Here is a 22,198-nt window from a genome sequence, read left to right as displayed (position 1 = left end):
TTTATGCCGTTTCATATGATTTATTTTCCTGCTACGCTTTAAAAGATAAAAAATAATAATCATCAAAAAATTGATGATAAAGATTGAAGGAAGTGGTTTTGAATAAAAATAGTAAGCTTGGTTTAACAAGCAAAATACTTATCGGTATGGGTGCGGGTATTCTTCTCGGATTAATTTTGAGAAATTTATTTCCTGAAAGCTTATTCGTTAAGGATTATATTACCGAAGGCATTTTACATGTCGTTGGTACGATATTTATCTCCAGTTTAAAAATGTTAGTTGTCCCATTAGTGTTTGTATCACTAGTATGCGGAACCAGTTCATTGAGCGACCCTTCCAAACTGGGTCGTTTAGGTGGTAAAACTATCGCTTTTTATATGTTCACTACCGCTATTGCGCTGACAGTCGCTATAACGTTAGCTATTATTATCCATCCAGGTAATGCGTCCCTTGCATCCTCAGCAATGGAATTTAGCGCAAAAGATGCACCTAGCCTGTCTGAAGTTGTTATCAACATTGTGCCAACTAACCCAATTGAAGCCATGAGTCAAGGTAACATGCTGCAAATCATTATTTTTGCCGTTATCTTTGGTTTCGCAATTTCACATATTGGTGAACGTGGCGCTCGAGTATCAGCGTTATTTAATGACTTGAACGAAGTGATTATGCGCGTGGTAACTTTAATCATGCAGCTTGCGCCTTATGGTGTATTTGCCCTCATGGCGAAATTAAGTCTGACCTTAGGATTAGAAACCTTAGGCAGTGTTGTTCAATATTTCTTCTTAGTTATATTTGTACTGCTGGTTCAAGCATTAGTCGTTTACCCGACCTTATTAAAAACATTTACTGGCCTTAATCCGTTTATGTTTTTACGCAAGATGCGTGACGTGCAATTATTTGCATTCAGTACTGCAAGTTCCAATGCAACGCTACCTGTTACCATCGAAACCTGTGAACACCGTTTAGGCGCTGATAATAAAGTCGCTTCATTTACCTTGCCTTTGGGTGCAACCATCAACATGGATGGCACCGCGATTATGCAAGGTGTCGCGACGGTGTTTATTGCACAGGTATTTGGTATCGAATTAAGCTTAATGGATTATGTCACTGTGGTTGTAACGGCAACCTTAGCGTCTATTGGTACTGCTGGTGTTCCTGGTGTTGGTTTAATTATGCTTGCGATGGTACTGAACCAAGTTGGCTTACCAGTTGAAGGCATCGCGTTAATTATTGGTGTTGACCGTTTACTCGACATGATAAGAACTGCGGTAAACGTAACAGGTGATTCCGTAGCGACTGTAGTCATAGCGAAATCTGAAGGCGAGTTCAGCGAAGAAACTTTCAATGATTCTCAAGCAGGTAAAGTTGGCTCTAGTTTTGAAGATCAAGTTAAAAACGCTTAATGAGTAATTTACTTTTGCTTTGACTTCATACAAAGTAAGCTTGATTTTGCATACGAAAAGGGTGCCTTAAAGGCGCCCTTTTTATTATTTAAAATAGAAACAAAACAATCAATACCAAATAACTCATATTTGACTCGTATATGACTCGTTTAAGGCTCATATAATAGACACCTTGCCTTTTTTATCGTTAATCTATGACCATATAAACTGTTTTCAGATAAAAATGCGTTCATGTAAAACCTGGTTTAACAAATACTCAAATGGAATTTAAATGGATTTTGCTCTTCTATCGACTCTCGCTGTTATACACAGCCTAGCTCTTATCAGCCCTGGACCAGACTTTGCTATCATAGTCAAAACAGCGACACAGCAACCGCGGCGGATTGCATTAATGTGTGCCTTTGGTATTAGCCTCGCCATACTAATACATAGTCTACTTTCACTATTAGGTATCAGCTTAATGATCCGTCAATCTGAGTTTGCCTATTTTGCAGTGCAAATTATTGGAGCCTGTTACCTTGCATGGATGGGATTTGGTGCTTTATCTTCTGCATTATCATCATTCAAAAAAACACTAAAAACGAAGAAAAAATTTCAGTGAACCATCATCTTTTGAGCATAAAACCCAAGACAAAGCCGCCAATCAACCTAATAATAACGATTTAGAACATTTAACATTTTCATCAGCTAAAGGATTCAAAATTGGGCTTTATACAAATTTGCTTAACCCTAAGGCTTTGATCTTTTTCATCACAATCTTTACTGTTCTAGTCACACCACAGGTTACACTAGCTACAAAAGTAGCTTCAGCAAGTCTATTATTCACGCTTTCCCTTTGTTGGTTTAGTTTTCTTGCTATCATTCTTACAAAACCGCAGATACAACATAAAATGGCTAAAGGCAGCCTGCTCATTGATGCTATAACAGGCATTATATTTATGGGTGTCTCAATCACTATTTTAACGAATTTAATCAATCAACTTATTGTCTGATAAACAATTACAGATTACAGTCAGTTAAGGTTAAGTATCGTCGGGCTAAGATGCCACTATGCCTATCGCGTTGTACTTTTCTTAAGCGATCATTTAATGCAAAGAAATATTACGATTTCACCAAAGAGTATTTGTTATGAGAATTTTGGTAATAGAAGATGACCCAATTTTATCCCACCACTTAAATGTGCAATTATCTGAATTAGGTAATCAAGTACAAGTGGCACTGACGGCAAAAGAAGGTTTTTATCAAGCAACCAATTACCCTATTGATATCGCTATTGTTGATTTAGGCCTACCTGATAAAGACGGTATGACACTCATATCAGATATCCGTAATGCCGATGTTAAAGCGCCTATTCTTATTCTAACGGCCCGAGTTAACTGGCAAGATAAGGTTGAAGGATTAAATGCAGGTGCAGATGATTACTTAGTCAAACCATTCCAAAAAGAAGAGTTAGTTGCTCGACTTGACGCCTTGGTAAGACGGAGCGCTGGGTTTGTAAAACCGACCATAAGTAGTGGGCCACTACAATTAGATTTAGCGGCAAAACAAGTCACGCTAAATGCTGAGGTTATGGAAGTTACTGCATTTGAATATTTAATTCTTGAATACCTCATGCGTCACTGCCATGAAGTTGTAGCCAAGCAACGTTTACTTGATGTCGTTTACGGTGACAAAGAAGGTGACCCGAATACCATTGAAGTCATGGTCAGCCGTATTCGAAAAAACTTAATAAAGGCGGTATGGATAACCCAATCGCTACCATCCGCGGTCAAGGATATAAATTTAACCTACCATGCAGCTAAGGTTTAAGCCCAAAAAACGCCTTCTCACGAGGATGTTTATTACCTCGTTAACTATCATCGCACTGGTAGGCTTTGGCCTTGCATGGTCAGTAACCATTCTTCATGCGCAAAACAGTTATAATAAAGAAACGGCTCAGCTTATCGCTGAAATGCCGCAAATTGCAGCTGAGCTACGTGAACACGACCTTATTCCAGCCAATAATAATTGGTTAATGGAAAACAATAAGCAAAAACGCTATATGATGGCCAGCTGTAGTCAAGACTTTGCAGACGTATGGACCTCATCACTCGCTACCGATGCTGGGTTAACCAATATATGTGAACGATTTGAATCTATTGTCGACTCCAATCCCCCTTACTTTCTAAACATGTCAGATAATCGTTCCTACTTTGCCTATCTACTGCCCGTTGAACTCAATCAAACCCAATACAATATGGTGGTATTAAAAGAAGCTGACACCGTAGAGAACGACTTTAAACGTTTTAAAAAGTTGACTTATTTACGTCTTGGTGTCGTCATGTTGCTTGCGTTTATATTACTGATTAGTGCGGCCTATTGGGGAATGCGCCCACTGACGAGGCTCAAAAGTGAATTACAAGCAATTGGTGACGGCAACAAAAAGTCACTATCAGATGGTTACCCACAAGAATTAGAAGGGGTAACTCAAGCATTAAACCAACTATTATCGCAATCGAGTGCGCAACAAGAGCGTTACCAGAATGCCATGAATGACTTAGCCCATAGTTTAAAAACGCGCCTTGCCGCTGTTCATGCAATAACTGATGACGCGACGTTGTCAAAATCAGATGCCAGTGAAAAAATCATGCAGCAAGTGGGACAGATGGATCAGTTGGTAAAATATCAATTAAAACGCGCTTTAGTCGGTCGTCAAGGGCTCGTTCAAGAACAAACACCAGTTCAACCTATGATTGAGCAGTTGTCGCAAATGTTGTTCAAGATTTATCAAGAAAAAACGTCAAATTTAGCAGTCACATCGATTCTGATATTAACTTTCCTATTAATAAAGGAGATTTAATGGAACTGTGTGGCAACCTAATGGAAAATGCATTCAGGCTTTGTATTAGTGAAGTTATTGTTACTGCGACAATTGATAGTGAGGGGCATTCAATCCTTTGTGTTGAAGATGATGGACCTGGCGTTGATGAATCATTAAAAGCACGCATCATTCAACGAGGAGTGCGCGCCGATACCCAATCACCAGGTCAAGGCATCGGTTTAGCAGTGTGTAACGAAATTGTCAGTAGTTACCATGGTCTATTATCAATCACCGAAAGTGAGCTTGAAGGGGCTAAATTTACTATCAAAATCCCCCTCAATAACAATAAACACTATTTACTGTTTAATGGTGCATAGAGCTGCTCTGCCCGATTAAACATAATCCAAGAGGTGGCGATATATTTATCACCACTTATTGGCTTATTACCTTTATGGGTGTGAGTGAAACCCGCCGGGGCAATAACCATGGTCCCTTTTTTAGGTTTAATGCTTTTCTGTTGGTAAAAAACTCCGTCTCTCCGCCCTCTTCTACATCGTTTAAATAAAACATATAAAGTAGTACTCGATGTAAAGCTTCATGTGAACCAGATTGCGGAAAATGCTCAGAATGCCAATGAGGGTAGCCCCCAAGCCCCATAGGATATTTTTGCAAATTTACATTGCCACTTCGATACAAATACTTGGTTAGCGCTTCTGCTCGAGGCACACCTAAAGCATCAAAATTGTTGGGTTGTAAAGTCACTGCTTTTCCATGCTCATCAGCGACAGCTACTGACACCGCTCCCATTAACGCCATCGAATATTGAGTAAAGTATGAAGCCGCATGCTTAAGCGTTAATTGTAAAATTTCATTTCTTAGTGGCGCTAAATCAGCATGAATGTCTAAGGTTAAATCAAAACTATGTTTTTTAGCCTTATCAACACCTTGACCAGTTTTACCTTCAATGACTCCTGGGTGCTGTTCAAAAGCGGCAATCAATCGATCGCATAAATCTTCATCTAACGCATTTGGTATGACTTCAATAAAATCCATATTAAATAAGCACTTTTTATATCTGTTTGGTAATATGCTGCCATGGAAACTGTCGATTAGCAAAAGGGATGAGTACAGATGGTTAGCTACATAATAACAAAAATATATTTAGGTACCTGTTTTAACCTATGAAAAACACAGTAAAAGTTTCAATCGATGAAATCCAAGTCGGCAATTTTATTTGCTTGCCTGTATCTTGGAAGGATCACCCATTTCTATTTAGTCGTTTCAAGGTTAAAAGTCAGTCTCAAATCGATTTAATTAAAAGTTTAGGTATCGAAACCGTTTTATTCGTGCCTACTAAAAGCGACACTGAGTTACGTGATAAACCCGCTAAAGATGCAAAAGAAGTACTTACAGATACTGCTTCTCTCGATAAGCTCAAGCTTGAAATGGATCAGTACAAACATGATCAAATTGAAACACAAAAGAAGCTTAGAAGAGGACTTAAAAAGACTGAGCAACAGTTTGACCGTTCATTATCAATTATGCGCTCTAGTATCTCAAAACTCGGTAGTCGACCATTAAACGCTGTCAACGATGCTAAAGACATGGTGAGCTCGATGACCACTATGCTGCTTAATTCTGATGATTTAGTGTTACATCTTATGGGTGATGTCAAACCTGGCGATTTAATATATCACCATTCACTGAATGTCTCAGTGCTTTGCATGATGTTAGCAAAAAGCCTGAATTGGTCGAGAGAAGAGATTGAGCAGATTGGCTTAGGTGCCCTATTTCATGATATAGGCAAACTTAAAATTCCTAGCAATGTACTGAATAAACAAGCTCCCTTAAATAAACCGGAACAAAACCTTATTAAGCAGCACCCTTTAATGAGTCTCAACTTCCTTAAAATTGCCGATACTTTTCCTGAAGAAGCTAAACCCATGATAGCCAATCATCATGAGTTTCTGAACGGTTCTGGCTACCCCAAAGGACTTAAAGGAGATGAGTTAGATAAATACTCCCAACTTATCACGGTAGTCAATGAGTATGATGATTTGTGTAACGGCACTAAGACTACAAAAGCGAAAACGCCTTATGCTTCTTTAGGTTATATTTATAAAAACTATAAAGATAAGCTCAATCAAGAATATGTCGGCACCTTAATCAAAACCATTGGTATTTACCCACCTGGTAGTGTTGTAGAGCTTTCAAGCGGTCAATTTGGCATGGTGATGTCTGTAAATATAAATAAGATTTTATACCCTCAAATCATGCTATACGACGCACTCGTTCCAAAAGAACAAGCACCAATCATTGACTTAGAACGCGAAGAAATCAGTATTGCACGATGTTTGCCGATATCAGCATTACCCGAGAATATTCTAAAATATTTAAGCCCAAGAGAGCGCATAAGCTATGGTATTGGCCAAGGGTAATCCTTATTAAAACAAGCATAAAAGTCTATTTAACAGATACAAAAAAGCCATTAATAACTTAACGTTACTAATGGCTTTTAATATTAACAAAGGACTTAAACAGGTTTTATAACCAGCCTTTTCGCTTGAAGAATAAATATGTACCACCGGCACTAGCTAACATCAATCCTATCGCCATTGGGTAACCGAAACGCCAATCTAACTCTGGCATATTAACAAAGTTCATTCCGTAACTACTTGCAATTACCGTTGGTGGTAAAAACACCACGGCGGCAACCGAGAATATTTTAATAATCTTGGTTTGCTGAATTCCACTGAAGCCCATGGCTGCGTCGAGCAAAAAATTCAACTTATCAAAGATGAATTGGCTATGAGGCATTAACGACTCAATATCCGACAACATCTCACGAATATCCTTGATATTTTCTTCAGATAAATGATCGCGGTAGTAACGTTGGATATATCGTAATGAACGCTGAGTATCGAGCAAACTTAGACGGATTTTACCGTTTGAGTCTTCTTGCAGCGTGATCATTTTGAATACTTCATCTAACTCTTCATCATCAAACACTTTTTCGCTTACATCATCAAGAACAGAGTAAACGTCTTCAATTAAATCAGACAAGTAATCTACTTTTAGATGGAACAGCTCTAGCATTAATCCTTGAGGCGTGGTGGCATCCAAACGGCCAAGACGTAGATAGTTGCGTAATAAACGGATCAAACCGACATCATCTTCACGGATAGTCAGTAAGAAATCCTTTCTCAAGTTAAACGATACGTTAATCGCTCGCACATCCGAGCCAACACGTTGCGGGAATAACGAATTAATATGCAATCCATCTTTACTTTGGAAAAAACGAGCCGAGGCTTCAATTTCGTTGATGTCTTCTTCGTCGGGAACTTCCTCGACCGAAAACCGACTCAACCATTCCCTTTCATCATCATTGGGTTTGAACATGTCTAACCATAATGTTTGTTCGGGTATACTGTCTTGAACATTCAGTTCGTGAACAGTTAACTTGCGATTTTTATAAACATAGGCAGTAATCATGTATCCCCCACATAGTTATATTTTCATAACTATCAATATTAGGTTTAAATTTGTCGGCTAGTGTACTTAAATAAATTCAAATTTAAATCTTTAAATGTATTTATGCCTAAATTAGCTCTTATATGTACCGAAATCGTTAAATGCATATAATAAATGCAAAAAAAACGCCCATATGGGCGCTTTAATTGAATATTGTTTCTTTATTCACCTTTAAGGCGGCGATCTAACTGATCTTTCAAGTTAGCTGGAACACCCTTAATAAGAATGGTGTCAGAAATAGGATCGTAGATAACTCTCTCACCTAAATGGCCGCCATCAAAGCTCAATGTAACGCCACCACCAGTACCCGAAAACTTCTTCAAGGTGCGTAAACTGGCTTTATCAGCAGGAAACTCCTCATCTAACTCGTAAGCGCCGCCACAAGCAAAGTCGTAAAACGAATCCATACCAGAATCGGCCAATTCATCAGCCAAATCTTTTACTTCGATATCCGCGCCTTCATCGGCACGCTCACTGCAGTAATCAAACACTTTATCACGACATTGTTGACGCTCATCTTTAGTCAATTCACTACTGGCGACAAAATCTTCAACTGCGTGCATTAATGTTTTATTCTGCGCCTTAGTATTAACGCCTTCAACACAGCCCATGAAATCCAAGAAAAAGTCTGCCACTTTACGGCCCGCACGACCACGTACAAACGAAATATATTTACGTGAATCTTTATCTGCTTGCCATTCTGTTAAATCAATTCGAGCTGCCAACTGAACATTCGTTAAATCAAGATGGTTGTTTTGCGATAGTTCCATATCATCTAACACCGTCATTGACGATTTTGCGTTTAACAATGCCACGAATAAATAATCACTTGTCATGCTGGTATAGCAAGACATCAACAAAAAGCCGCCTTGACTAAAGTCATATTTCGCAAGTTCTTCTTGAAGTAACTTACTTGCAGCACTACTAAACTCAACAAATCCTAGTTCGCCGCTTCGATATTCATTTAATGCGTCAGAAAAAGCAGGGTTGGCTTCACCATCTTCACCGTGTGTGCCAAAAAAGCCAAAGCCTTTACCAGCTTTACCCGTATAGGTTTGATGCAACTCTTCTAGCATAGCTTCTACAGCACTGCTATTTAGTAGAGGTTGTGGTCTTAAACGACAACTGAGTTGACCCTGACTGTCTTGGGAAATTTCGTGGATAATTGCTTGTTCGATATTGATGCTCATAAGCCCTAACTGAATCTGTAATATATGGAAGCGAAATAGCGCTGAATATCATAACAGACACGTTAAAAAAGTCTCAAAAAATATTACGAAAAATGCCAATAGCTTCAAGTGCCAATTTTAGTTAACTCAACCGCTATATTTATTTCAATTTGTACTTAACAAGGCCATTAAATTGCTAAATTTCGACGCTATTTTCACCACAATAAACTACAGCAAGATAATATGAAATCCGATATAATAGGCGGCTAATTCATTACTTTTTGAACTTTTCTGATTATGGCTATCCAATCTAAATATACCAACACCCAAGTTGAAGCGTTAATTACTGAGTTATTAGCAGTACTCAACAAGCATCAAGCACCGACTGATTTAAGTCTGATGGTATTAGGTAATTGTGTTTCACATTTACTAGAGAACAAAGTACCTAGCGAATCTCGTCAACAGGTTGCTGAACAATTTGCAAAAGCATTGGCACAATCAGTAAAGGCTGACTAAGCCATATTAAAAGGTATTTTAATTTATCAAGGATATGTTAGCTTTGAAGCATATCTTTGATAAAGATAGGATTAGGAAAACAACTCCGCATGGTTGAGCGCAAAAAACAAATGACTCGCGATAAAGTATCGCGCCTCGTTAATTGGGGTCACTGGTTTGCCTTCTTTAATGGCTTTTTAGCTATGATAGTCGGTGCCCGTTACCTCAGTAGTGTGGGTTACCCTGAAACCTTTATTGGTTGGGGCTATCTTGCCGTTAGCACCATTGGTCACTTCAGTTTTTTAGCTTTCATTGTTTATGTAGTCTTTCTTTTTCCTGTCACGTTACTATTACCTTATTCTAAAATTTTACGAGGCTACGCCGCCCTCGTCGCGAGCCTAGGCTTATGTATCTTATTGTATGACACAATTGTCTATGACGATTATGGTATTCATCTAAGCCCCTTCGCATTTGATTTAGCTTGGACAGATCTGAATGCATTATTAAAAAGTACCTCCTATATAGTGACTCCCATCTCGATTATATTAATCGAGCTAACAGCAGCTAACTTCATATGGAAACGCATCGAAAAGCTGGAGAAGAAACAGCTTGGCAATAAAGCAATTGCTTTTGTCGGTATTTGCTTTATCAGTAGCCATTTAGTTCATATTTGGGCTGATGCATCTGACGTAACACAAATTACCCGTTTTGATGATACGTACCCTTTATCATACCCAGCTACTGCAAGGTCATTCATGGAGAGCCATGGTATTGAAGGCACCAATATAGAAGATAATCGCTACCAAACTAAGTCACGTAAACTGAGTTACCCTGTTAAGCCATTACAATGTAAAACGCCATTAATCCAAGAGCAGCAACCTAATGTATTGATAGTCTCTGTCGATGGTTTACGTGCAGATATGGTGAATGAACAAACCATGCCGTTTCTGACGGAATATCAGACTGATAACAAACAATTTATTGACCATTTTAGTGGTGGGAATCAGTTTAAGACGGGAATTTTTTCAATACTGTATGGCCTTCAGGGCAACTATGGTGACAGAAAAGAGTTTTATCATACTGCACCTGTTATGACACAAACCCTTGCCAAAGCAGGTTATCAGCAAGCTATTTTCTTACCACAAGATAATGCTAATCCGTTTATCGGGCGCGCTATTTTTGATGAGCTAACACCGTTTATCAACCATAGCGATGAAGGCAGTGCTAAAACAGATAGTAAAAATGTGGCCCAGTTCGTCAATTGGCAAGCATCGCAGCAGTCACATTGGTTTTCAATTGTGAACCTCACGGCTCCAAAACATTATGACACGCCTATTGGTTTTTTAGGTATCGAAACCGTTAAGCCTCACATAATATTGAAACCTGCAGAAAAAGTACTTTATAACCAATACCGACAGTCATTGTATTTTATCGACCAGCAACTCAATCAACTAATTGATAGTGTTGATAAAGATACAGTCGTGATGATTACAGGTACCCATGGCCAAGTGTTTAGTAGTAACCCATCAGAGGTTAACCAGAATTTATCCCCTGGCAACGTAAAAGTGCCTTTTGTTATGCATTGGCCAAAAGCAGCTGCAGACACTGTCACATACCGCACCAGTCATTACGGCATAGTGCCGACTATTATGAGCCAAATCTTACATTGTAATAATCCATCTACGGATTACAGTTCTGGCTACAGCTTATTGCAGCCAAGTGAACAAAGCTGGGTCTATATTGGAGATAGTCGTACATTTGCCATCTATCAAGATGCTGAAATCACCGTTTTAGATCGACACGGTAAATATCAAATATATGATATTAATTATGACAAACGACTCAAGCGCAAGTTGAGCGCACCTGAGTTAATTCAAGTCATGCGTGAAGGCCGCCGGCTATATAATCATTAACTCTTGATAAAAATACGCTATAAATTGAGTGATTAAGAGCTGACTTAACAAAAGGTTAACTGACTATATATCAGTCAATTAACCTTTTTTATTTAAAAATAAGTTGCGCCTAAAATGACGAGTTGTTAGTTTATTTACGCATCAGAAGTAAAGTCATCGGGATATGGCCTAGTCCGGTAAGGCGCTTGTCTGGGGGACAAGAGATCACAGGTTCAAATCCTGTTATCCCGACCAATTTTCACTCTTAATTTCATTCATAGTAAGTCTTCATATTAATAAAATATTTACGACCCACACGCTGTTTTTCTCGTTAGCTCTGACTAAGAAGATTGCTGTTTTTTGAACTGTATCACCCACGCTGCGATATTATGTGACCACTTCGACAGAACAACCTAAATTGATTGCGATATATTGCGTCAGCAAAAATCAAAATAGTTAGGAGAGCAGAACCATGTGGTGGAGAATTATATTCATTTCATTAGCGTATGTATTACTTGCAGCGCATTTTCTTCGATTTGGACAAATGCCACTTGCAATCACTTGCGTCATGCTACCTTGGTTATTATTGCTTAAGAACAATATTATTACCCGAGTCATTCAATTAGGCTTAATCGTAGCGACTGTGATGGTTTGGGGCGTATCAACTTACCAATATATTGATATGCGAATAACAATGCATGAACCTTGGCATACACTCGCCATTATCATGGGTTCAGTTATCGCCTTTAGCCTTTTTGCAAGTTACTGTTTCAATGGACTGGTTAACCCACCCAGAGCCAAGAACTGTTTATTTCGCTAAAGTCTGAACAAGTCACATTCAAGCTTAGTCTAACTATGATAATTTAAATAACCAGCTTGGTACAAAAGGGTTAAACTAAACCGCGCCTATAACGCCAATAGCAAACAGGGTTTGCTATATAAAACAACACCGGCATTGCCGGTGTTGTTTCTTTAAAAATCAATTGGCCACATTAGTTAATAAATCAACTCTTAAGCCCCTGTGACATAACTAACGTTTTAACAGCCATTTTTTAATCTGACTTCTTCTTAGCCATAATAAAGCCGCAAAAAGAACGAAATAAATACTCGGCTCGATGATTTCTGATTTTACAGACCAATAGAAGTGTATTGGCGCTAAAATCGCGATAACATAAATCCAATTGTGTAATTGCTGCCAACCTTTTCCCATTTTACGTTTTATTGCTTGAAACGAGGTCAAAGCTAGAAGCGCTACAATAATCAACGCCACCGCGCCGACCAAAATATACGGCCTTTTAACCACTTCTTGTAACAAATAACCCCATGCAAAAAGTAAATCAAGGCTAATAAAAGCAGCAATATGTAAGCTTGCATATACAAAAACATACAAGCCAATTAATCGCCGAGTTTGCAGTAACACCCCTTGCTTCAAAAATTTAGCTAATGGTGAAACTACTAAGGTAATGATTAACGAATTAATTGCACCCATCCCAGTAAAATGGATGATGTATTGCACTGGATCGCCACCAGCATTGTCAGTCATAACTAATAAAACTAAATACACTATTGGAGATAAAAAGCTCACATGCAGTAAGCCTTTTATCCAAATTAGACTTTTAGGTGTTAACCGCTTCAATAGAACTTCCTTAAATCTAAATCTTTATATAAGTCAGCCACCTGTTCTGCGTAGCCATTAAACATTTGCGTCGGAATACGTTTTGCAGAGAATAAACCGCCTTCACCAATGCTGCGCTCTGTCGCTTGTGACCATCTAGGGTGATCAACCTGTGGATTCACGTTGGCATAAAAGCCATATTCATGGGGTGCTAGTTGGTTCCAACTGGTAGGAGGCTGCTTATCTGTTACTCGAATTTTCACCACAGACTTAATGCTTTTAAACCCGTATTTCCAAGGTAGAACTAAACGAACTGGTGCACCATTTTGTGGCGGTAAAGTTTTTCCATATAAGCCAACAGCAAGGAACGGTAACTCGTTCATTGCTTCTGCAATGGTTAATCCTTCTACATATGGGTAGTGGATCCCACCTCCCATTAGGCGATTTTTCTGACCGGGCATTTGATCTGGGTCGAATAAAGTTTCAAATGCAACATGCGTTGCCTTATTTGACACTCCAGCCATGGTTAATAGTTCAGCTAACGAGAAACCAACCCAAGGCACCACCATTGACCAAGCTTCTACACAACGAAGACGGTAAATGCGCTCTTCTAAATCAAACTTGGTCGTCAGGTCATTTAAGTCAAGTGTTAATGGTTTATCCACTAAACCTTCAATTCGCAACTCCCAAGGATTGACCTGAAAACCTTGTGCATTTTCAAATGGGTCCTGTTTACTGGTACCGAATTCGTAAAAGTTATTATGGCGAGTAATTTTATCTTCTGGCGTCAGTATATCGCTGATTTGAAATTGGCTTGGCTTGCTGTAATCAAGCCCTTGAACAGCAAAAGCAGGTTTATCTTCGCTGCCGAATAAGTCAAATAACCCAGCTTGAACCTGCCCTGGTAGACTTGCTCCTAACGCGCCTAAACCAAGTGCTTTTACAATCTTGCGTCTATCAGCAAATACGCGCTCTGGTGTTACTTGATTTTCTTTTAATGCCCAACTTGGCGTGTTGGCAATGCCTTTTGTAAACCCTTTTTTTGCGACCATAACGCCTCCTAAAGCAAACCTATTCTACAAAGTCATTCTACTGTTAAATTATTAGACATGTTTATACGGCAATTAATTTCAAATAGTTTACAGTTTTTAAGCTATTGAGTTTATTAATTAAGCGCTTAAGTATGAAATCACTCGATGTTGGCTTGCGCCATGTGCACTGCCATGAGAATCTTAAGCATTCATTTTTAAGCTGGCCGTATTCATGACGCTTCCTACCTCTTTATCCATTGCTGAAATCATCGCCCTCTGTGCTGTCGCCTTTTTAGGGTTATTAATTGGTGCGCTACTTAACCAACGTTTGACCCGCCAACGATGGGAGCAACATCGAGACAAACTCCAAGCTGAAATGGCGCAGTTTGAATCAGATATGGCGATAAAACAGCAATTACTTCAACAACAAATCGACGACAAAGAACTAGCGCTGCATAGTGCTAGAGAAAAAGCAGAAATTTTAATTGCTCAGCTTTCAAAACTTGAAGCCCAAGCTGAAAGGTTACCACTTCTAGAGCAGCAGCTTAGCGACGGCCAACGTAAGTTTATGGAGACTCAACTGGCGCTGTCTAAATCAAATGCGATGCAACAAAGCATCCAATCACAAGCTAACACTGAAAAAGCGGCGCTCAATGACAAAATAGCTTTACTAGAAAGTGCAGAAGAACGATTAAAGTTACAATTTGAAAACCTTGCTAACCGCATATTTGAAGAAAGAAGTGAAAACTTCAAACAACAGAATGTGACACAAATTGATGGGGTTTTAGGGCCGCTAAAACAACAGTTAGAAGGATTTAGGCAGCAAATCCGAGAGTCATATACTCAAGAGCAAACTGAGCGAAGTGCGTTAAAGCACCAACTTGATCACCTCAAAGATCTTAATCTTAAAATGAGCCAAGACGCGATTAATTTAACTAAGGCTTTAAAAGGCGATAACAAGCAGCAAGGCAATTGGGGTGAAGTCATATTAGAGCGTGTTCTGCAAGAAAGTGGTTTACGTGAAGGACACGAATACGACACTCAGCAAGACTTAAAAGATGATGGCGGAAAGCGATTTAAACCAGATGTTATCGTCCACCTACCTGAACAAAAAGATGTCGTTATTGATGCAAAAATGTCATTAATAGCCTACGAACGTTTTTTAATAGCGAGGATGAATTAGTACAGAAACAGGCAATTAAAGAGCTTGCACTATCAGTTCGCCAACATATTAAAGGTTTAAGTCAAAAGGATTACCACAAGCTGCATGGCTTAAAAAGTCTCGACTATGTGTTGATGTTTATTCCAATTGAGCCTGCGTTTTTACTGGCGTTAGAGTCAGATCCGAGTTTAGTCAGCTATGCACTCGAACATAATATTATGCTGGTCAGCCCAACTAATTTACTCGTCGCACTTCGAACGATTAACAATATTTGGCGTTATGAATATCAGAATCAAAATGCCCAAGCTATCGCTTCGCAAGCCGCAAAAATATATGACAAATTATGTGGCTATGTAGAAGACATGGATAAACTTGGCCGCGCATTAGACACTGCAGATAAAACTTATCAGCAAGCCATGAGTAAGCTGTCACAAGGTAAAGGTAACCTAATTAGACAAGCTCATGTAATGCAAAAATTAGGTGTTGAAACCAGTAAAAATCTTGACCCGCAATTAATTAATAAAGCGTTAGATGAGTCAAAAGAGTAGCGAGTAATTGAGTAAATGAGCAGCACTTTATAACAGCAGATCAAAAGTGAATATTATCATGCAGGTTTATAATGATGAGCTAGTATTTAAAGGCTCATCATCGTTACTAATATAACCTTTAAGCATGATATAAATGCCATGTACAAACATGCTCTAATATCCGATGAGTAGATGAAGTCGTTGAGTAAAAGTTTATTTAAAATACGTTCGTAACAATTGGTTTCGCAACAATGTCGTACTGGGACGGAGGTTCTCATTATTATGCGTAACAGTGTGTTTTTTTAGTTAGTGTATTTATTGGTCTGTTAATGGCAGGGCTTAGCTTGCCGGTTTCGGCTGCAAAAACAACTTATACCACTGAGCAACAACTTTATCTTGATGCCCGTAAAGCACTCGATAAAAAACAAATGAAAACCTACCAGGCGCTGCGAGAAAAACTTGGTGAATATCCATTAAATGTCTACCTTGACTACCATGAAACTGGAAGTGACATCCTGTCGCTAAACGGCGAAGATGCCCATATCGCTATTGAGAAATATAAGAAAACGCCCCTCTATAACACCCTACGCTACCGTTATCTAAAAAATGCAGGGAAACGAAAGCAATGGCAGAATTTTTTAGCCATTGCTCCGAACACGCCTAACGATATTGCATTGCAATGCTATTACTATCGAGCGCAACTTTCTCAAGGCAATAAAAAAACCGCCTTCGATGGTGCTGAGCGCATGTGGCTTTATGGCCGTTCACGACCAAAAGAATGTGATGTCCTCTTTAACGAATGGACTAAAGCAGGAAAACGGACTCAGGCATTAATTTGGTCAAGAATGCTATTGAGCTTTAACGAAAATCAATATGGTTTAACTCAATACCTTGCCAGAAAAATAACCAAGAATAAGAAAGAAGCCGACTTACTGATTTCGGTTTATCGAGACCCCAATAGCTTACGCTATACAAAAAAGTTTTCATCAAGCTCGCCTATCGTTGGTGATATTGTCAATGTAGGCCTTAGAAAACTTGCTCGAAAAGATCTCAAGCAAGCCGTAAAACTGTATAACAAATATGATAAAGCTAATCGCTTTACTGCCATCAAGGGTCAGCAACTTAACCGGTACATCGTCAGAAGAGCGCTAATCCGTAAAGAGGCTGATTTACTTGAACACATTGATGCCAGTTTGCCCATATTAGATTCAGATGATCTATTCCAAATACGTTTACGTTGGGCCATCAGTGAACAAGATAATGACAGCATAAAACGTTACCTTGCCTTACTCAGTGATGATGTGATTGATGACAGCCGTTGGCAATATTGGTCTGCCAGAATGGCATCTACTGATACAAACAACGCCCCTCAAAAAAACACCACTATAGAACAACTCAGCAAAGCTCGTAATTTTTATGGTTTCCATGCGGCGCAATCAATCAACTCACCGCTTGCGATGAACGATGATAAGTTACAGTCCAATCCTATGCTTGCCGCTAAAATCAATAATGACCCAGCAATGGCCAGAATAGTTGAACTCATTGCAATTGATAAAACCCGAGATGCTCGAGGTGAATGGGTAAGCATGTTACGACGACATGACAATGCCATGCGAGCTGAATATGGTTTATATGCCTTACAGCAAGGTTGGTTTGATTACAGTGTCGAGGCCAGTATTCAAGCGAAACAATGGAACAGCTTGCAACTTAGGTTCCCTAATGCAGCACAAGACTCATTTGAAAAAGCCAGTAAACAGTACCAAGTCGATATTGATGAGATACGCGCCATAGCCAGGCGTGAAAGTGCATTTTACCCTTATGCGACATCCGGTGTAGGTGCAAGAGGATTAATGCAACTCATGCCTGCAACAGCAAAAGAAACCGCTCGTAAAAACAAACTCAGTTTTAAGAACAAAATTCAGCTTTATCAAGTTGATTATAATGTGCAGTTAGGAAGTGCCTATTACAGCCAATTACTAAAACAATTTGACCAAAATCGAGTACTAGCCACTGCCGCATACAATGCAGGACCGCATCGAGTGACTCGGTGGCTTAAAGAATCCAACGGGACGCTGGATGTTATGAGCTTTATTGAGACGATTCCATTTAAGGAAACTCGAGAGTATGTTCAGGCTGTTTTAAGTTACCGAATGATTTATCAGCATAATAAAAACATTAACGCCAGTATGTTTAGTGAACAAGAAATGGCATTTGCATACTAAATTACACTTTTTCAGTCTTAAAACTTGTTAAATCCTTTCCTTATATTTAACGACAAGGTAACGTAATCAATTCGATGTATTTGTTACTGGCAGTATAATGTTACTGCCAATTAACTAATGGAGTAATGCGTGCCTGCGTCAAAACTACAACAATTATTATCGCAATTAGAAACGGTATTATTAGGAAAACCTCAGCAAATAAAATTGGCCGTCGCCTGTATACTTGCAAAAGGTCACTTACTGATTGAAGATTTACCAGGCATGGGAAAAACCAGTTTGTCTCAAGCGCTTGCGACCTCACTTGGTATGAGCTATCAACGGATTCAATTTACCAGTGATATGTTACCTGCTGATATCCTTGGTGTTTCTATCTATCAGCAACAAACACAAGAATTTCAGTTTCATCCTGGGCCGATCTTTAATCAAATGCTATTAGCTGATGAAATCAACCGAGCAAGCCCTAAAACACAAAGTGCCTTACTTGAAGCAATGGCTGAAAGGCAAATTACTTTAGATGGCGCAACCCATGCCCTTCCCCAACCCTTTTTTGTTATCGCAACGCAAAATCCCATTGAGCAATCAGGGACATTTCCGTTACCAGAGTCGCAATTAGATCGCTTCATGATGCGCATTTCAATTGGCTACCCCAATGAACAAGCTGAACTTGAAATGTTAAAAAGTGATACGGCCAAAAACACCGCTACCACTATGCCGCAATGTTTTACGCCGGATGAACTCATTACTCTTCAATCACTCGTGCAAAAAGTCAGTGCATCGGATGCTGTACTTAAATATTTAATTCATTTGGCACAATATTCTCGAGAACAAGCTGACGGAAATGGCCTATCACCCCGTGCCAGCATCGCTTTACTTGATGCAGCCAAAGCGTGGGCATTTATGCATCAAAGAAACTACGTGGTACCGGAAGACATTCAAGCGGTATTTCATTGTGTAGCCGAGCATCGAATTCGTAATAATAACCCAATACAAGGCCAAGCTATCTCAGATCAAATATTGGCTAACGTTAATCCAATTAGTTAGTGACAATGAACAAGAACATCGGTAATTCTGCTCATTATCAAACTCCGCCCAAGTGGTATTCTCGCTTTATTCCTAAAGTGATAAAGCAGCGCTGGGCGCGTTGGTTAACACGTCGAATCCCACCCAACCAACAAGTGACGTTAAGCCATAAAAGCATTTTTATCCTACCGAGTGCCTTTGGTATCGCATGGTTTATGTTAATCGTCGTGCTTTATTTATTCGGCACCAATTATCAAAACAACCTAGTCATTGGCTTAAGCTTATTACTCGCAAGTGTGCTGCATACGTGTATCATTTACAGTTATAAAAACCTGGCAGGTTTAACATTAACAGCCTCTATGCCGCCAGAGAGTATCGCGAACACCAGTTTGGCATTTCCGGTTGTTCTTTCGAGTAAACAAAAAAAGGATTTAAGCCACACAAACCACCAGCAGATTTATTTAAACTTTTCTCAGCAGCGCCATATTCGTATTGGTGATGTCGGTGAATCCTTCAACGCAACGGTCGGATATTCGCCTCAAAATAGAGGACCATTCAATCCAGGTCGTATTCAAGTTTCTTCTAACTTCCCATTGGGTTTATTTCGCGCTTGGTCCTATGTTGATTTAAACATCGAGCAGCTCATTTTCGCAGAGCCATTGCAAACAACCGTTTCACTTACCAGTTTAGATGATGACAATAATACCGAGTTTGAACACGGTAAATTACAACCAGGAGTTGATGATTACAAAGGGTTGAAAACTTATGTTGAAGGTGAATCCTTAAAGCAAGTGGCATGGAAACAATGGGCGCAAGGGCGTGGCATGCTCAGTAAAGAGTTCGCTCAGCCAGAAGGTAAACCCGTATGGTTAAGCCTAGCGGACACACAAGGTGATGATCTTGAACATAAACTCAGTAAATTAGCATGGCAGGTCAACGCGTTATCACAAGCCCATCAAATATTTGGTTTAGCATTAGATAATCAAATCATCGAACAAGACAGCGGCGAGTCACACCGAAAACAATGCCAACAATTGATAGCAAGTTATGGTTATCGAGATATTACCCGTTCAACACAAGGTGAACTCGATGAAAATTAGCGATGATTTTAATGAGAATATTAGCCGTAACACCTTATTTTGGCTGTTGCTAACTAATGCCTTGGTATTATCACCACTATACCAAGACGCCACACTGTGGAGCATTGGTATTTGCTGTATATGCTTTGTTTGGCGCATCGGCATTTATTTTGGCAAAGTCGCGGCCCCGCCTAAATTGCTGGTCACCAGTCTGGCTATTGGCGCAGCGATAACATTAGGTTTAGTGTCAAAAGAAATCGGTATGCTCAATGCACTCGTTAATTTATTGATACTTGGTTACGCCTTAAAATACATCGAGATGCGCCAAATACGTGATGTAAAAGTGGTTGTTTTAGTCGGGTATTTTCTCATTGCCTTCGCCTTATTAGAGCGTCAAAGCATGCTTGATACGGTGCACTTACTCTTTGTTTCGCTAATCAATACCTGTGTACTTATCAGTGTTTATCAACATGCGACTCGTAAGATAAACTTCAGCTTTGGCGCTAAAGTGTTACTCCAAAGCCTTCCTTTGGCTATCTTGCTTTTTATTGTATTTCCTCGCCTTGGCCCTCTTTGGTTAGCGCCCAGCATGAAAAATGCGACAACAGGCTTATCTGATGAAGTGTCATTGGGCGATATCAGTAAACTGACGCGCTCACCTGATTTGGCATTTAGAGTGGGTTTTGACAACGAATCATCCAACGCCAGCAAGATCCAACTTATCCCTAATGAGGCGTTATATTGGCGTGCCCTTGTAATGGAGAATTACGATGGTAAAACGTGGAAACAAGCAAACTTGCGTAAAAATGCGCAGCAGCGAGCTTATCGCGAGCGCAAGCAAAGAGCGATGCCAGCTCAAGTTGAGCAATCCAATTCGCTTAATTATCAAGTGATCACTGAGCCGACTTATCAGAAATGGTTATTTGGCTTAGATCAGGCATTTTCAGAAACGGATCACGTTGTTGAAATGGATGACTTTCGCTTATATTCCGTCAGGAATATTGACCAACGTTTCAGTTACCGCGTGACTTCTTACCCTATGAGTATGCTTGAGCCTGTGCTAACACCACTGACTAAACGGATAAATCTATCACTGCCGAAAGAAACCAACCCTCAGACTCAAGCTTTAGCTCAGCAGTTCGTAAAAGATTACCCGGAGCCACTGCCTCGCATTAACGCTATGATGCAGTATTTTAATCAACAGTCTTATTTTTATACCTTGAGTCCACCGCCGTTGGGCAACAATCAAGTGGATGACTTTTTATTTAAAAACAAAGCAGGATTTTGCTCTCACTACGCATCAGCGTTAGTGTTTATGGCACGCTCCAGCGGAATACCAGCACGTATGGTGGCAGGTTACCAAGGTGGTGAATACAACCCTAAAGCCGGTTATTACAGTATTTATCAATATATGGCACATGCTTGGACTGAAGTATGGATTGAAGGCCGAGGTTGGATAAGGTTAGACCCGACTGCGATGATTGCACCTGAGCGGATCTTGGATGGGTTCGATGCCATGTTTACAGGTCAAGACAGTTACCTTCAAGATAGTCTTTTTACCAGCTTACGAGTAAAAGAAATTCCTTGGTTAAATGACATTCGTCTACAGTTAGCCAGCTTAGACTTTTACTGGAGTGTTTGGGTTTTAGGTTTCGATGAGGAACGTCAGCAGCAAGTGCTAAGTGAACTATTAGGTGAGGTCAATACCAGTAAAATCATTATCTTAATGATTGTGAGCTTTAGCATCATCGCACTGGTTATTGCGTATTATGCAGGCGTATTTGCATTAAAGCCTAAACAAGATCCATTAATTAAACGCTATAGCCATATTTGCTCAAAATTTGCTGACAAGGGTTACCCAAGAGAAACAATGCCTCCACAAGCCTTTGCAAACTTTATTCATCAAGCTATTCATCAAGAGCAGCCACAATTAGCTGCTGATTTTAATAAAATGACCGAACACTTTATCGCACTGCAATATCAAGTATTAAATGATAAGCAAGCCCAGCAACATCAAACATTATTTAAACGTTATTTTAGAAAAGTTAAGCAAGGTTTATAGCGATTAAAGCGCCTTTCGAATTTAATTAGCATTAACCAATATTTAGGTTAGCTAATTATAGATTGGCTCAAGACAAGCGAATCTAGGGTTAATTCAAGCGTGAGCAAGCTTACCCATCTCAATCTTTCCTCGAACTTTTGTCATCACAATCAGGCATCCGAAAACAAAATCTCATCAAGCGACGCTAAAG

General features: G+C 39.5%; 15 protein-coding genes, 1 tRNA gene and 4 pseudogenes. 15 read left to right on the top strand and 5 right to left on the bottom strand.

Annotated elements, in window-relative coordinates; translation table 11 throughout:
- The first annotated feature begins 98 nt into the window (after window positions 1-98).
- From ACGEDC_RS16930 to ACGEDC_RS16910, 5 genes and pseudogenes are all read left to right on the top strand, one after another.
- A complete protein-coding gene (locus ACGEDC_RS16930) occupies window positions 99-1,403 on the top strand; it encodes a dicarboxylate/amino acid:cation symporter (RefSeq protein WP_282098390.1) in 1,305 nt (434 codons plus the stop codon).
- Between the two features lie 271 nt (window positions 1,404-1,674).
- Window positions 1,675-2,004: a LysE family transporter gene (locus tag ACGEDC_RS16925; protein ID WP_394494630.1), complete on the top strand. Its 330-nt coding sequence runs from the start codon at window positions 1,675-1,677 to the stop codon at window positions 2,002-2,004.
- Between the two features lie 118 nt (window positions 2,005-2,122).
- Window positions 2,123-2,395, top strand: a complete 273-nt coding sequence (locus tag ACGEDC_RS16920) for a LysE family transporter (protein WP_394494627.1) — start codon at window positions 2,123-2,125, stop codon at window positions 2,393-2,395.
- A gap of 136 nt (window positions 2,396-2,531) precedes the next feature.
- A pseudogene (locus ACGEDC_RS16915) lies at window positions 2,532-3,205 on the top strand (response regulator).
- Window positions 3,196-4,580: pseudogene (locus ACGEDC_RS16910) on the top strand (ATP-binding protein). The pseudogenes ACGEDC_RS16915 and ACGEDC_RS16910 overlap by 10 nt, the downstream one beginning before the upstream one ends.
- Here the strand turns inward: ACGEDC_RS16910 and ACGEDC_RS16905 are convergent.
- Window positions 4,556-5,256: pseudogene (locus ACGEDC_RS16905) on the bottom strand (2OG-Fe(II) oxygenase). The pseudogenes ACGEDC_RS16910 and ACGEDC_RS16905 overlap by 25 nt on opposite strands.
- Window positions 5,257-5,384: 128 nt before the next feature.
- On the opposite strand from ACGEDC_RS16905, the gene ACGEDC_RS16900 reads away from it, so the two are divergent.
- Entirely contained in the window at window positions 5,385-6,641 is a 1,257-nt protein-coding gene (locus ACGEDC_RS16900; RefSeq protein ID WP_394494625.1) for an HD-GYP domain-containing protein, read from the top strand.
- A 106-nt stretch (window positions 6,642-6,747) separates the two neighbouring features.
- Here ACGEDC_RS16900 and corA read toward each other — a convergent pair whose 3' ends face one another.
- Both corA and yejK read right to left on the bottom strand, forming a co-directional pair.
- Window positions 6,748-7,695 (bottom strand): magnesium/cobalt transporter CorA, encoded by a 948-nt coding sequence (gene corA, locus ACGEDC_RS16895; protein WP_055023814.1) that lies wholly within the window; start codon window positions 7,693-7,695, stop codon window positions 6,748-6,750.
- Window positions 7,696-7,895: 200 nt separating this feature from the next.
- Window positions 7,896-8,924: a nucleoid-associated protein YejK gene (gene yejK, locus ACGEDC_RS16890; RefSeq protein ID WP_055023815.1), complete on the bottom strand. Its 1,029-nt coding sequence runs from the start codon at window positions 8,922-8,924 to the stop codon at window positions 7,896-7,898.
- A gap of 276 nt (window positions 8,925-9,200) precedes the next feature.
- On the opposite strand from yejK, the gene ACGEDC_RS16885 reads away from it, so the two are divergent.
- The 4 genes from ACGEDC_RS16885 (at window position 9,201) to ACGEDC_RS16870 (ending at window position 12,110) form a co-directional block, all read left to right on the top strand.
- Window positions 9,201-9,419 (top strand): YejL family protein, encoded by a 219-nt coding sequence (locus ACGEDC_RS16885; protein WP_055023816.1) that lies wholly within the window; start codon window positions 9,201-9,203, stop codon window positions 9,417-9,419.
- Between the two features lie 89 nt (window positions 9,420-9,508).
- Window positions 9,509-11,311, top strand: coding sequence for a DUF3413 domain-containing protein (locus ACGEDC_RS16880; RefSeq protein WP_394494622.1), 1,803 nt, complete (start codon window positions 9,509-9,511; stop codon window positions 11,309-11,311).
- Between the two features lie 157 nt (window positions 11,312-11,468).
- Window positions 11,469-11,545 (top strand) — tRNA-Pro (locus ACGEDC_RS16875).
- A gap of 217 nt (window positions 11,546-11,762) precedes the next feature.
- Window positions 11,763-12,110, top strand: a complete 348-nt coding sequence (locus tag ACGEDC_RS16870) for a hypothetical protein (protein WP_055023818.1) — start codon at window positions 11,763-11,765, stop codon at window positions 12,108-12,110.
- 210 nt (window positions 12,111-12,320) lie between these two features.
- On the opposite strand, the gene msrQ is transcribed toward ACGEDC_RS16870, so the two are convergent.
- Both msrQ and msrP read right to left on the bottom strand, forming a co-directional pair.
- Window positions 12,321-12,926: a protein-methionine-sulfoxide reductase heme-binding subunit MsrQ gene (gene msrQ / locus ACGEDC_RS16865; protein ID WP_394494619.1), complete on the bottom strand. Its 606-nt coding sequence runs from the start codon at window positions 12,924-12,926 to the stop codon at window positions 12,321-12,323.
- Window positions 12,923-13,957: a protein-methionine-sulfoxide reductase catalytic subunit MsrP gene (gene msrP, locus ACGEDC_RS16860; RefSeq protein ID WP_394494617.1), complete on the bottom strand. Its 1,035-nt coding sequence runs from the start codon at window positions 13,955-13,957 to the stop codon at window positions 12,923-12,925. Before msrP ends, msrQ begins: the two co-directional genes overlap by 4 nt.
- A gap of 211 nt (window positions 13,958-14,168) precedes the next feature.
- Here msrP and rmuC point away from each other — a divergent pair.
- From rmuC to ACGEDC_RS16835, 5 genes and pseudogenes are all read left to right on the top strand, one after another.
- A pseudogene (rmuC, locus tag ACGEDC_RS16855) lies at window positions 14,169-15,646 on the top strand (DNA recombination protein RmuC).
- A 308-nt stretch (window positions 15,647-15,954) separates the two neighbouring features.
- Window positions 15,955-17,847, top strand: a complete 1,893-nt coding sequence (locus tag ACGEDC_RS16850) for a transglycosylase SLT domain-containing protein (protein WP_394494615.1) — start codon at window positions 15,955-15,957, stop codon at window positions 17,845-17,847.
- A gap of 129 nt (window positions 17,848-17,976) precedes the next feature.
- Window positions 17,977-18,888, top strand: a complete 912-nt coding sequence (locus tag ACGEDC_RS16845; RefSeq protein WP_055023823.1) for an AAA family ATPase — start codon at window positions 17,977-17,979, stop codon at window positions 18,886-18,888.
- A 5-nt stretch (window positions 18,889-18,893) separates the two neighbouring features.
- Complete coding sequence (locus tag ACGEDC_RS16840; RefSeq protein WP_394494613.1) at window positions 18,894-19,967, top strand: DUF58 domain-containing protein; 1,074 nt, start codon at window positions 18,894-18,896, stop codon at window positions 19,965-19,967.
- On the top strand, window positions 19,957-22,008 hold the full coding sequence (locus tag ACGEDC_RS16835) for a transglutaminaseTgpA domain-containing protein (protein ID WP_394494611.1): 2,052 nt from the start codon (window positions 19,957-19,959) through the stop codon (window positions 22,006-22,008). Before ACGEDC_RS16840 ends, ACGEDC_RS16835 begins: the two co-directional genes overlap by 11 nt.
- The last annotated feature ends 190 nt before the right edge of the window (window positions 22,009-22,198 follow it).

This window comes from Shewanella sp. ENK2, assembly GCF_043568515.1.
Lineage (GTDB): Bacteria > Pseudomonadota > Gammaproteobacteria > Enterobacterales > Shewanellaceae > Shewanella > Shewanella japonica.
The sequence above is the reverse complement of the archived record's forward strand: the minus strand, read 5'-3'. Positions and strand labels throughout refer to the sequence as shown.

Excerpts from the sequence above, each read along its gene's own strand:
- ACGEDC_RS16925 (WP_394494630.1), top strand. The coding sequence starts at position 1,675 with ATGGATTTTGCTCTTCTATCGACTCTCGCTGTTATACACAGCCTAGCT.
- ACGEDC_RS16900 (WP_394494625.1), top strand. The coding sequence starts at position 5,385 with ATGAAAAACACAGTAAAAGTTTCAATCGATGAAATCCAAGTCGGCAAT.
- corA (WP_055023814.1), bottom strand. The coding sequence starts at position 7,695 with ATGATTACTGCCTATGTTTATAAAAATCGCAAGTTAACTGTTCACGAA.
- yejK (WP_055023815.1), bottom strand. The coding sequence starts at position 8,924 with ATGAGCATCAATATCGAACAAGCAATTATCCACGAAATTTCCCAAGAC.
- ACGEDC_RS16885 (WP_055023816.1), top strand. The coding sequence starts at position 9,201 with ATGGCTATCCAATCTAAATATACCAACACCCAAGTTGAAGCGTTAATT.
- ACGEDC_RS16880 (WP_394494622.1), top strand. The coding sequence starts at position 9,509 with ATGGTTGAGCGCAAAAAACAAATGACTCGCGATAAAGTATCGCGCCTC.
- ACGEDC_RS16870 (WP_055023818.1), top strand. The coding sequence starts at position 11,763 with ATGTGGTGGAGAATTATATTCATTTCATTAGCGTATGTATTACTTGCA.
- msrP (WP_394494617.1), bottom strand. The coding sequence starts at position 13,957 with ATGGTCGCAAAAAAAGGGTTTACAAAAGGCATTGCCAACACGCCAAGT.
- ACGEDC_RS16850 (WP_394494615.1), top strand. The coding sequence starts at position 15,955 with ATGGCAGGGCTTAGCTTGCCGGTTTCGGCTGCAAAAACAACTTATACC.
- ACGEDC_RS16840 (WP_394494613.1), top strand. The coding sequence starts at position 18,894 with ATGAACAAGAACATCGGTAATTCTGCTCATTATCAAACTCCGCCCAAG.
- ACGEDC_RS16835 (WP_394494611.1), top strand. The coding sequence starts at position 19,957 with ATGAAAATTAGCGATGATTTTAATGAGAATATTAGCCGTAACACCTTA.